The sequence below is a fragment of the Nonomuraea sp. CX421 genome, assembly GCF_059358955.1.
In genome coordinates, this window is the sequence record NZ_JCADBK010000002.1 from 131,207 (window position 1) to 141,836 (window position 10,630).

A 10,630-nucleotide genomic window follows, 5' to 3' on the forward strand; every position below is an offset into this window, starting at 1 on the left:
GCCGCCGCGTTGCCTGCTCAATAGTGAGCAGGAGCTTCACAGCGGGATGTTCGTGTGGTTGCCGCGCAGCGGCACGGCCCGCAGCAGGGCGTCGGCGAGCCGGCGCCGGGTGTCGGCGGGCTCGATCACCTCGTCCACGACGCCGATCTCCACCGCCTTGCCGACGCCGCCGACCTCCTGCTCGTGTTCGGCGATGAGCCGGCGGCGCAACTCCTCGCGCCCGTCCTCCGGGCCGTCGCGCAGCTTCCTGCGGTGCAGGATGTCCACGGCCGCCTCGGCGCCCATGACGGCCACCTCGGCGGTGGGCCAGGCGAACACCGCGGAGGCGCCCAGAGCCCGGGAGTTCATGGCGACGTACGCGCCGCCGTACGACTTGCGGATCACCAGCGTCACCCGGGGCACCACGGCCTCGGCGAAGGCGTGCAGCAGCTTGGCGCCGCGCCGGACCACGCCGTCCCACTCCTGCCGGACGCCGGGCAGGTAGCCGGGCACGTCCACGAGCACGACGAGGGGGACGCCGAGGGAGTCGCACATGCGCACGAACCGCGCCGCCTTCTCGGCGGCGGCCGCGTCGAGGCAGCCGCCCTTGCGCAGGGGGTTGTTGGCGATGACGCCGACGGTCCTGCCGGTCAGCCGGCCGAGCGTGGTGACCAGGTTGGGCGCCCACTTCGGGTGCAGCTCCTCGCCGGGGCCGTCGAGCAGCCTGGCGACGATGCGGTGCACGTCGTAGGCGCGGTTGGCGCGTTCGGGGAGCAGCTCGCCGAGCCCGGCGTCGGCGCGGGCGTCGCAGGGGCGCAGCTCGCCCTGGCCGCCGAGCAGGGTGGTGACCCGGCGGGCGGCGTCGATGGCGGCTTCGTCGTCGGGCGCGGTGAGGTGCGCCAGGCCGCTGCGCCTGCTGTGCGGGTCGGGGCCGCCGAGGTGCTCCATGTCGACGTCCTCGCCGGTGACCTTGCGGACGACGTCCGGGCCGGTGACGAAGACGCGCCCGCTCTCGCTCATGATCACCACGTCGGTGAGCGCCGGACCGTAGGCCGCGCCGCCGGCGGCGGGGCCGAGCACGACGGAGATCTGCGGGACGGTGCCGGAGGCCCGGACCATCGCGGCGAACACCTGGCCGACGCCGTCGAGGGCGGTGACGCCCTCGCCCAGTCGCGCGCCGCCGGAGTGCCAGAGGCCTACGACGGGCATCCTCTCCCGGACGCCGAGGTCGATGGTGTCGACGATGCCGGCGCAGCCCTCGGCGCCCATCGCGCCGCCCATGCGGCCGGGGTCGGTCGCGTAGGCGACGGCCGGGCGACCGCCGATGCCGCCCCGCGCGGCGAGCACGCCGCAGCCGTCGTCGCCCGGCAGCGGCCGGACGGTCCCCGGGTCGAAGAGCGCGCGGAGCCGGTCCCGCGGGTCGCGGCTCATCCCCAGGTCACCGGGAGCGCGTGGACGCCGTACACGAACATGTCCGAGCGGAAGGGCACCTCGTCGAGGGGCACCGCGAGGCGCAGCCCCGGGAGCCGGTCGAACAGGGTGGACCAGGCGATCTCCAACTGGGCACGGGCCAGCAACTGGCCCATGCACTGGTGGATGCCGAAGCCGAAGGAGAGGTGCTCCTGCCGATCGGTGAGGTCGCCGAACCGGCTGAAGTCGAGCCGGTCGGGTTCGGCCCAGGCCTCCTCGTCGCGGTTGGCCGCGGCCAGCACCACCACCACGCCCTCGCCCTGTTTGATGGTCTGGCCGCCGACCTCGACGTCGGCGGTGGCGGCGCGGCGGGCGCCGTAGTCGATGACGGTCTGGTGGCGGATGATCTCCTCGACGGCGGCGGGCAGCGCCTCGGGCCGCTCGCGCAGCTCCGTCAGCCGGTCGGGGTTCTCCAGCAGCGCCACGGTGCCCACGCCGATCTGGTTGGCGATGGTCTCGTAGCCGGCCACCATCAGCAGCGTCGCGATGCCGACGACCTCCTCGCGGCTGACCTTGGCCGCCTCCCGGTGCGCGCCGAGGCGGCTGAGCAGATCGTCCACCGGCCGCTGCTCGCGCTCGGCCACCAGCCGCTCCAGGTAGTGCCGCAGATCCTCGCGGACCTTCATGCGCTGCTCGGGCTCCACGTTCCGATCACCGATGACCTTGGTGGTCTCGTGGAAGTAGTCGCGGTCCTCGTACGGCACCCCGAGCAGCTCGGTGATGACCTGGGACGGCAGCGGCAGGGCCAGCGCCTCGACCAGGTCCGCCGGCGGCCCCTGCGCGGCCAGCTCGTCGACCAGCGCCCCGGCGATGCGCCGGATCGCCGGACGCAGCGCCTCGACCCGCCTGCGGTTGAACTCCGGCAGCAGCAGGCGGCGCAGCCGCGAGTGGTCGGGCGGGTCCATCCTGATGAAGGTGCCCGGCCCTGGGGGCTGCGAGGTGAGCCGGGCCGGGAAGCCGGGGGTGGCGAAGTCGGAGCTGAACCTGGCGTCGCCGAGCACGGCGCGGGCGTCCTCGTACCGCGTCACCAGCCAGACCTCGCTCCCGTCGAAGTCCAGCCGCACGCGCCTGATGGGCCGCCCCGATCGCGGGTCCCGGTATTCGGACGGCGGATCCAGCGGGCACGTCCTGGGGATCGGGTAGGAGTTCATGCCAGCAAGCCTGGTCGGCGCGCCCGCGTCCGTCTGCTCAACTGTGAGCAGGCACGGCGATGGCGGGGCCGCGCACGGCCCCGCCACCGACGAACCGGATCACGCCCTGGCTGTACGGTCCTGCTGCTGAGAGGTTCGCTGATCCGGCTTACCCCCTGGCGACTTGCCCATGGACATGTCGCGCAGCGGGATCTCCTTCAGGAACAGGCTGGCCACCAGGCCGATGCCCACCGCGATCGCGCAGGCGAGGAACAGGTCGCCCAGCGCGTCGGCGAGCACCGGCGCGGACACCCCCTCGCCGCCCTGCGCGGCGACGCCGAGCCGGCTCGACATGATCGAGCCGAGGATCGCCAGCGAGACCGGTCCCGCGATCATCCGCCAGAACTGGATCTGGCTGGTGCCGACGCCCACCTGCTCCATCGGGATCGCGCTCTGCACGACGGCCGTGGCCATCGGGAAGGCGATGCCGATGCCGACGCCGATGAGCACCATGGCGGTGATCGGCAGGCCCTGGCCGCTGCCCGGCCCGACGGCCGACAGGATCAGCAGCCCGGCGACGATGGCGGCCATGGCGAACACGCCGAGGACGCGGTAGCGCGGCAGGGCCGTCATGGCCTTGCCGGCGATCGGCGCCATGAGCATCAGGCCGAGCATCATCGGGATGAGCAGGGTGCCGGAGTGGGTCGCGCTCACGCCGAGCACGCCCTGGTAGAGCAGCGGCACGTAGAAGGCCGTGCCCATCATGGCGAACGCGGAGAAGAAGGCCACCACGGCCATGACGGAGACCTGGTTGCTCCGGAACAGCCCGAACGGCACCAGCGGGTTCTTGGCCACCCGCGTCTCCACGAGGTAGAACGCCACGAGCAGCGCGGCGCCGCCGATCAGCAGCGCGAGAACCTCGGGCGAGGTCCAGGCGTGCCCGTCGCCGGTGAGGGTGAGCCCGATCAGGATCGGGACGAGCCCGGCCACGAGCGTGACGACGCCGGCGAAGTCGATGTCGCGCCAGCTCGCGCCGCTGCGCACGAACGGCACGCCGATCAGCACGGCGGCGATCGCGAGCAGGCCGATGGGCACGTTGACGTAGAAGACCCAGCGCCAGCTCCAGTTGTCGGTGATGACCCCGCCGAGCGGCGGCCCGATCACCATGCTGAGGCCGGAGAAGCCGAAGAAGACTCCCTGCATCTGGGTGCGGCGCTCCGGCGTGTAGATGTCGGCCAGCAGCGTGAAGACGTTGGCCATCAGCACACCGCCGAACAGCCCCGCCAGCCCTCGCGCGCCGACCAGCTGGGGCATCGTCTGGGCCGCGCCGCACAGCCACGACGCCACCAGGAAGCCCGCCAGGCCGACGAGGAGCACCGGTTTGCGGCCGAACATGTCGCCGAGCTTGCCGGCGATCGGCACGACGACGGCGGCCGCCACCGCGTAGGAGACCCCCACCCACGCGTACAGCGACAGGCCGTTCAGGTCGTCGGCGATCCGGGGCATGGCCGCCCCCACCACCGAGACGTCGATCGAGGCCAGGGCCAGGGCCAGGAGTGCGCCGATGGTGGCGAACAGCTGGCCGCGCGTACTCGAACCGGTTTGGTTCATGTCATCGCCTCCCTTGTTCTTGGCAGCCGTCCCACTTCTTCTCGGACCCATGCCGACTCCAGCCCACACGAAGCCGTCTCCCGGGTCTGCTCAACACTGAGCATCCGGGGAGCGGCCGGCTTCCTACGATCGGCCGCATGACGACGACCCCGGCAGACCTGGTCAGCGCCCGCCCGGGCGATCATGTAGCGCTCGTCGTGGACGGCGAGCGCGAGTTGAGCGTGGCGGACTGGACCGCCCGGTCACAGGAGCTGGCCGGACGGCTCGCCCCCGTCAGGACGGCGCTGCGGCACGACGACTGGATCGAGCACGCCGTGGCCGCTCTGGCCGTGCACCTGGCCGGCGGCACCGTGCTCGGCCTGCCGCCCGCGCTGCCGGACAAGGAGGTGCGCGCCCGGCTGGCCGAGTGCGGGGTGGGCCAGGTGCTGCCCGGCCCGATCGACGCCCACGCGGGCACGCGGAACGACTCACGGAACGGCGCGCGGAACGACTCGCGGAACGAGTCACGGGACGACCACCTGGCCGAGATCCTCTACACCTCGGGCACGACCGGCCGTCCCAAGGCCGTGGCGGTCCCCGTCGCGAACCTCACCTACGGCCACGAGGGCCGCGGGAAGCTGTTCACCGGCGTGGACGGGGTGCTCACCGCCGTCCCGCTGGGCACGAACGCCGGGCACAGCGCGCTGATGACGGCGATGACCGCCCCGGCCACCACGCACGTGCTGACCGACCTCGGGCCGGAGAACGTGGCCCGCATGCTGGAGAAACTGCGGGTGCCGATGGCGATCGTCCCGCCGTCCACGGCGACCCGCATGGTGGCGCACGGCTGGCACCAGCGCTTCGACCTGTCCGGCCTGCGGGCGCTCATGCTGGGCTCGGCGCCGGTGCCGATGGCGACGGTCGCCCGGCTCATGGAGGCCCTGCCGGGCGTCCGGATCGTCATCGGCTACGGCTCGACGGAGTCGGCGCCCGCCTTCGTGCACCGCCCGGTGGAGACGCCGCCCACCGAGGCGGACGAAGGGCTGCTGGGCCTGCCGAGCGCCGGCACCGACGTGCGGATCACCGAGGAGGGCGAGATCTGCCTGCGCTCGGCCGCCCCGCCCCGCTACTACCTGAACGACGTCGCCGCCGGCGAGCGGACCTTCCGCGACGGCTGGACGCACATGGGCGACCTGGGCGACCTGGACGGTGAGGGGCGGCTGCGCTTCTTCGACCGCGCCGCCGACGTCATCACGTCCGGCGGGCGCCGGATCTCCTCGCTGCGGGTCGAGCACGCGCTGCACTGGCATCCCGAGGTGATCGAGGCGGCCGCGTTCGAGGGGCCACGAGGCGTCACCGCGGCCGTCGTGCTGCGCTCCCCTGTGCCCGAGAGCGAGCTGAGCGCCTTCGCCGCCGACCGGCTCGACCCGGCCGAGCGGCCGGCGCGTTACGTCGTCACCGAAGCGCTGCCGCGCGGCCCGATCGGCAAGACCCTCAAGCGGCGGCTGGCCCGCGAGACCCGCGAGGCCCGCTAGCTCGCGATGGCCAGCTCGTGCAGCTTGGTGACGGTCTTCCAGTTCCGGGCGGTCGCGGTCAGACCGAGCTTCTTCTCCCAGAAGGAGTACGACAGCTTGGTGTTGCGCACCCCGTTGGGGCACCACACGTAGATCTCCTTGCCGACCTGCTTGAACACGTCCGGCTTGAAGACGTCGGGGTCGAGCTCCTTGATCGGCTTGCTCTCCGGCTTCCCGGACAGGAACGTGACCAGGTAGAGGGCGTGGTCGTCGGCCACGTCGCCGAGCGGGTCGGCCTTGAGGATCTCGCCGAGCTGGGTGCCCGTCCTGGCCAGGACGGGCACGTCGACTCCCAGGTCGCGGGCGAGCGCGGCCTGGATCTCGGCCGCCGCCTTGTCGGGGCTCTCGCCGCTGGTGTAGACGACGTTGCCGCTCTGCAGATGCGTCTTGACGTCCTCGAAGCCGAGGCCCTCCAGCAGCTCGCGGAGCCCCGCCATGCTCACCATGTTCCGGCCGCCGACGTTCACGCCGCGCAGCAACGCCACCTGCCTGGACATGTCCATCAACCCCTTCTGCCGGCCACCGCTTGGGGACGGAACTGCCTGATGCGCTCGACCAGATAGGCCGCGTCGTCCTTTACCCACCAGATGAGCGCCGAACCGTAGGAGTGCTGGCACTGCATGCCGAGGATGTAGAGCCCCGGGGCGGACGTCACGCCGCGCTCCTGCGCCGGGGCGCCGGCGTCGTCCAGCACCGGCACGCGCATCCAGGAGTAGTCGTAGCGGAAGCCGGTGGCCCAGACGACGGCGTCGACCTCGGCCGAGCGGCCGTCCTCGAAGCGCAGCGTGCGGCCGTCGGCGTCGACCGTGCGGCCGACGAGCTCGAAGCCGTGCCGCCGGGCCAGTTTCTTCAGGCTCGGCCCCACCAGGATCGTCTTCTTGTGCAGGCGGTCGCGCTCGCCCATCAGCGGCTTGGCGATCAGCCCGAACTTGTCGCCCCACCAGTGCAGGCCCTTGCCGAGGAAGCGGCGGCCGAAGTGCGGCAGCGGCGAGCCCTGCGACAGCAGGACGCGGCGACCGGCGGCCAGTTCGGGGGCGATCTGCGCGCCGGAGTTGGCGGCGCCGACCACGACGACCGTGCCGCCGGGCACCTGGGACGGGTTGCGGTAGCGGCCGGTGTGCACCTGGAAGACGTCCGGGTCCAGCCTGCTCGCGAGGTCCGGCAGCTTCGGCAGCCGGTAGGCGCCGGTCGCGACGATCACCTGAGGCGCCTCGAACGTGCCCTTCGTGGTCTCCAGCCGATAGCCGCCTTCGATGGGCTCCAGGGAGGTGACGCGGGTGCCGAGCCTGACCGGCAGGTCGAACTCCCTGCCGTACGCCTCCACGTAGTCGGCCATCTCCTCCTTGCCGGGGAAGCGGTTTTTCCTGCCGGGGAAGCGCAGGCCGGGCAGGGCGCAGTACTCGGCGATCGTGAAGAGCTCCAGCGAGTCCCAGCGCTGCCGCCACGCCTCGCCGAGCCGGGGCTCCTCGTCCAGGATGACGAAGGGGATGCCGGCCTGCTTCAGGTAGTAGCCCGCGACGAGCCCGCTCTGGCCGCCACCGACGACGATCACTTCAGTGTCCATGCGGCCATCGTTCCGCGAGGGCGCGGGCCGGTCTGCTCAACACTGAGCACTCCTGACATGCGGGTACGCGGGGCGCGTGGCCCCGCGTACCCGATGTGGGAAGCGCCTACTTGAGGGTGAAGTTGAGGGTGACCTCCGCCGAGCCGTCGCTCTTGGAGACGTAACCCCCCTTGCCGCTCAGCCCCTTCAGCTCGTCGGTGCCGGAGTCCGGCACGACGAACCAGTCGGCCTTGGCCTTGCCGCCGTCGAAGGTGCCCGTCGTCTGCAGCACGAAGGAACCCTTCTTGCCGCGGACGCTCCCGACGACCTTCTGCAGGCCGACGAAGCTGGCGTCGCTGTCGCTGGCGTAGGCCATGAGGTACTCGGCCCGGCCCTCTCCTTCGATGTCACCGCTGAAGGCGTTGGTGACGTGGGCCTGAGTGAGCTTGGGCTGGCCCTTCTTCTCCTCGTAGGGCTTCTCGTCCCATCCGGTGATCTGGTACGAGCCCTTGCCTTGGGTGGTCATGTCAGCTCCTTCTTTGCTCGGTGTTGCGCTACCCCTGACTCTGGGCGCTATGCGTTCACCGGCGATTCGCCGCCGGCTCAGCGCTCGCGCCCGAGGACTATGCACGTGTTGAAGCCGCCGAATCCGAAGCTGTTGGACAGCGCGTAGCGGATGTCGGCGTCGCGAAGTTTGCCCGGCGCCAGGCGGCAGTCGTCGTTGATCGGATGGCGCAGGTTCAGGTTGGGATGGACGAAGCCGCCGCGCATCTGCACCACGGTGGCGATCGCCTCCACCACGCCGGCCGCGCACATGCAGTGCCCGACCAGCCCCTTGGTGGAGTTGACCCACGGCCGGCCGAAGCTGTCGCCGAGCGCCCGGCGCAGCGCGGCCAGCTCGGCCAGGTCGCCGCTCGGCGTCGCGGTGGCGTGGGCGTTGACGTAGTCGATGTCGCGCGCCCCGACGCCCGCGTTGGCCATGGCGTTGACCATCACCTTGGCCTCGCCCTCCTCGCGCGGGTCGGGCAGGCTGTTGGCGTCCAGCTTCAGGTCGTAGCCGCACAGCTCGGCCAGGGTCGTCGCGCTGCGGGCGGCGGCCGAGCGGGCGCTCTCCAGCACGACGCAGCCGGCGCCCTGACCCGGCACGAACCCCTCGTGGTCCTCGTCGAACGGCCGGCACCTGGCCTTGTGCGGCTCCTCGACGCCGGCGACCGCGCCCAGCGTGGCCAGCCCGCGCTTCTCCATCGGCGACAGGTCGGTCATGGCGCCCACCACCAGACAGACGTCCACGGCTCCCGACTCCACCAGCCGGGCGGCGTTGATGATGCCCACGTTCCCGCTGGCCGAGGCGCCGCCCACGGTGTATCCCTCGCCCCTGATGCCGAAAACCTGGCTGAGCGTGCCGACCCGGTCGGTGTCCATGAAGTGCAGGGCGAACCTGGCCGGCAAGTGCGCCGGGTTGTCCTCGTACTTGGGGTGCAGGTCGTGCGCGTAGCCGGAGCTGAGGTTGTGCCCGGCCACGACCAGGCCCATCCGCTCCGGGTCGGCCTTCGCCTCGTGCAGCCCCGCCTGTTCGAACGCCTGCATGGCGGCGACCAGGTCCATCTGCAGCGGCCGCGGGGAGCGGCTCGCGGCTCGCAGCGCGCTGCGGCGCGTCTCCTCGGGCAGGCGATGGCGCGCCGCCACGGCGTCCCTGAAGCGGAAGCCCTTGACCAGGGCGGCCAGCCGCGGCCCGCCGTCGCCGGGATCGGGCACCGGGCCGATCCCGCACCGGCCCGCCCGCAGCGCCCTGGTGAACGACGGCACGGTGGAGGCGATCGAGCAGACGATGCCCATGCCGGTGACGACGACCCTCATGCGTGCCTCGCCAGCAGGTCGACCAGGGACCGGATGTCGTGCACCTCCTGGAACTCCGACACCGGCACGGTCAGCCCGAGGTCCTCCATGCTCATGGTGACCACGTCGGCCCTGTCGACGCTGTTGGCCCCCAGGTCGGTCAAGGTGCCCTCGGTCGTCACGTCGCCGGGCCGCAGGTCCGGCAGCACCTTCAGGACGTTCTGCTTGACGGTCTCGAAAATCTGCGCGTCGGTCATCGTGCCAGCCATTCGTAGGTTCGGTGATAGTCCTTCGTCCCGGTGTTCACCAGGAGGTCACGGTCGAAGCGGGCCCGGCCGAGCAGGTGCTCGTACGCGCCCACGTCGACCTCCCTGTCCCGCTCCGGCACGAGGCAGGTGAGCGTGGCGGGCAGCAGCGCCGCGTACTCGTCGAAGCCGAGCTCGCAGCGGCCGTCCAGATGGTCGCCGATCCGCATCGCGGCCAGCGTCCGCGCCGACTCCTCGTCCACCAGGCCGCTGAAGAACTCCGAGGAGCAGCCGGAGCCGTAGGAGTAGAGGCCGACCCTGGCCGCGCCGTCCAGGGCGGCGTGGTCGATCAGGCTGGCCAGCGCCAGGTAGACCGAGCCGGAGCAGAGGTTGCCCACCCGGCTCGGGTAGGCCAGCGACGGCAGCATCCGCCGCTCGAAGTCCTCCTCGACCGACGCCGTGCCGTTTCCTGGGCCGCTCTCCGACTCCCGCATCAGCTTGCGGTGCGCGGCCTTGACCATCCCGGCGAACGGGGTGTGCATGGCCAGGTAGTCGAAGGTGGTGGCGAAGTCGGCGTTGTCCACCTTGGCCTGGTAGCCCGCCAGGCAGCTCGTGAGGCAGTCGAGGTAGGCGAACAGCGAACGGTCGGAGTCGGCGATGTCGAACGTCGGCTCCGGCCGCGCCGAGTCCATGGTCTCGTAGCTGTGGTTGCCGAACGCCCCGAGGTCCAGGTCCAGGATGCGCGGCCGGTCACTGATCAGCACGGCAGCCGCCCCGGCACCCATCGCGGGCTCCGCGTAGGCGGCCCGCTCGTCCACCAGCGCCACGTCCGTCGCGATGACCAGCGCCTTCGCGCCGGGCGACACGCCCGAGGCGACGTACGCGGCGGCGAGCTGGACCGCGGCCGTCGCCGCGTAGCACGCCTGCTTGACCTCCACGACGCGGCAGCTCTTCGGCAGGCCGAGGTACTCGTGCGCGTAGGAGGCCACCGACTTGCTGTAGTCCAGGCCGGACTCGGTGGAGGTGATCAGGATCTCGATGCGGTCGTCGTCGGCGATCGGCCGGGCGGCGTTGACCGCGTTCGTCACCGGGTCCTCGAAGGGCAGGCCGACTGAGCGGTTGCGCATCATCAGGTTGCCCAGGCGCTCGGCGTCCAGCCCGCGCCCCTCGAACAGCGCCGGCACCGGGATCTGGGCCAGGCCGCAGTAGACGTTGAGTGCCTCGATGCCGACGTTCATCGAGCACCTACAGCGTGGATGCTCC

At 71.8% G+C, this 10,630-nt stretch carries 10 protein-coding genes; 1 reads left to right on the plus strand and 9 read right to left on the minus strand.

Annotation, left to right across the window (positions count from 1 at the left end; translation table 11 throughout):
* Positions 1 to 36: 36 nt before the first annotated feature.
* From AC5L3X_RS03800 to AC5L3X_RS03810, 3 genes are all read right to left on the minus strand, one after another.
* Entirely contained in the window at positions 37 to 1,410 is a 1,374-nt protein-coding gene (locus AC5L3X_RS03800) for an acyl-CoA carboxylase subunit beta (protein WP_494855119.1), read from the minus strand.
* Positions 1,407 to 2,600 (minus strand): cytochrome P450, encoded by a 1,194-nt coding sequence (locus AC5L3X_RS03805; RefSeq protein ID WP_494855121.1) that lies wholly within the window; start codon positions 2,598 to 2,600, stop codon positions 1,407 to 1,409. Before AC5L3X_RS03805 ends, AC5L3X_RS03800 begins: the two co-directional genes overlap by 4 nt.
* Before the next feature lie 99 nt (positions 2,601 to 2,699).
* Positions 2,700 to 4,190 carry an MFS transporter gene (locus AC5L3X_RS03810; RefSeq protein WP_494855122.1) on the minus strand — a complete coding sequence of 497 codons (1,491 nt, stop codon included), beginning with the start codon at positions 4,188 to 4,190 and terminating at the stop codon, positions 2,700 to 2,702.
* A gap of 137 nt (positions 4,191 to 4,327) precedes the next feature.
* Between AC5L3X_RS03810 and AC5L3X_RS03815 the strand changes: the two genes are divergently transcribed.
* The gene (locus AC5L3X_RS03815; protein ID WP_494855124.1) at positions 4,328 to 5,704 is read left to right on the plus strand and encodes a class I adenylate-forming enzyme family protein; all 1,377 of its coding nucleotides are present in this window, start codon (positions 4,328 to 4,330) and stop codon (positions 5,702 to 5,704) included.
* On the opposite strand, the gene AC5L3X_RS03820 is transcribed toward AC5L3X_RS03815, so the two are convergent.
* From AC5L3X_RS03820 to AC5L3X_RS03845, 6 genes are all read right to left on the minus strand, one after another.
* Positions 5,701 to 6,240, minus strand: a complete 540-nt coding sequence (locus AC5L3X_RS03820; protein ID WP_189127484.1) for a DUF1697 domain-containing protein — start codon at positions 6,238 to 6,240, stop codon at positions 5,701 to 5,703. The two genes, AC5L3X_RS03815 and AC5L3X_RS03820, sit on opposite strands and share 4 nt — an antisense overlap.
* Before the next feature lie 5 nt (positions 6,241 to 6,245).
* Positions 6,246 to 7,307, minus strand: a complete 1,062-nt coding sequence (locus tag AC5L3X_RS03825) for a flavin-containing monooxygenase (protein WP_189127483.1) — start codon at positions 7,305 to 7,307, stop codon at positions 6,246 to 6,248.
* A gap of 106 nt (positions 7,308 to 7,413) precedes the next feature.
* Complete coding sequence (locus AC5L3X_RS03830; protein ID WP_494855125.1) at positions 7,414 to 7,812, minus strand: DUF3224 domain-containing protein; 399 nt, start codon at positions 7,810 to 7,812, stop codon at positions 7,414 to 7,416.
* 77 nt (positions 7,813 to 7,889) lie between these two features.
* On the minus strand, positions 7,890 to 9,143 hold the full coding sequence (locus AC5L3X_RS03835; RefSeq protein WP_494855127.1) for a beta-ketoacyl synthase N-terminal-like domain-containing protein: 1,254 nt from the start codon (positions 9,141 to 9,143) through the stop codon (positions 7,890 to 7,892).
* Positions 9,140 to 9,379 (minus strand): phosphopantetheine-binding protein, encoded by a 240-nt coding sequence (locus tag AC5L3X_RS03840; RefSeq protein ID WP_225262636.1) that lies wholly within the window; start codon positions 9,377 to 9,379, stop codon positions 9,140 to 9,142. Before AC5L3X_RS03840 ends, AC5L3X_RS03835 begins: the two co-directional genes overlap by 4 nt.
* Positions 9,376 to 10,605 carry a hydroxymethylglutaryl-CoA synthase family protein gene (locus tag AC5L3X_RS03845; protein WP_494855129.1) on the minus strand — a complete coding sequence of 410 codons (1,230 nt, stop codon included), beginning with the start codon at positions 10,603 to 10,605 and terminating at the stop codon, positions 9,376 to 9,378. Before AC5L3X_RS03845 ends, AC5L3X_RS03840 begins: the two co-directional genes overlap by 4 nt.
* Positions 10,606 to 10,630: the final 25 nt, after the last annotated feature.

Excerpts from the sequence above, each read along its gene's own strand:
- AC5L3X_RS03800 (WP_494855119.1), bottom strand. The coding sequence starts at position 1,410 with ATGAGCCGCGACCCGCGGGACCGGCTCCGCGCGCTCTTCGACCCGGGG.
- AC5L3X_RS03805 (WP_494855121.1), bottom strand. The coding sequence starts at position 2,600 with ATGAACTCCTACCCGATCCCCAGGACGTGCCCGCTGGATCCGCCGTCC.
- AC5L3X_RS03810 (WP_494855122.1), bottom strand. The coding sequence starts at position 4,190 with ATGAACCAAACCGGTTCGAGTACGCGCGGCCAGCTGTTCGCCACCATC.
- AC5L3X_RS03815 (WP_494855124.1), top strand. The coding sequence starts at position 4,328 with ATGACGACGACCCCGGCAGACCTGGTCAGCGCCCGCCCGGGCGATCAT.
- AC5L3X_RS03820 (WP_189127484.1), bottom strand. The coding sequence starts at position 6,240 with ATGTCCAGGCAGGTGGCGTTGCTGCGCGGCGTGAACGTCGGCGGCCGG.
- AC5L3X_RS03825 (WP_189127483.1), bottom strand. The coding sequence starts at position 7,307 with ATGGACACTGAAGTGATCGTCGTCGGTGGCGGCCAGAGCGGGCTCGTC.
- AC5L3X_RS03830 (WP_494855125.1), bottom strand. The coding sequence starts at position 7,812 with ATGACCACCCAAGGCAAGGGCTCGTACCAGATCACCGGATGGGACGAG.
- AC5L3X_RS03835 (WP_494855127.1), bottom strand. The coding sequence starts at position 9,143 with ATGAGGGTCGTCGTCACCGGCATGGGCATCGTCTGCTCGATCGCCTCC.
- AC5L3X_RS03840 (WP_225262636.1), bottom strand. The coding sequence starts at position 9,379 with ATGACCGACGCGCAGATTTTCGAGACCGTCAAGCAGAACGTCCTGAAG.
- AC5L3X_RS03845 (WP_494855129.1), bottom strand. The coding sequence starts at position 10,605 with ATGAACGTCGGCATCGAGGCACTCAACGTCTACTGCGGCCTGGCCCAG.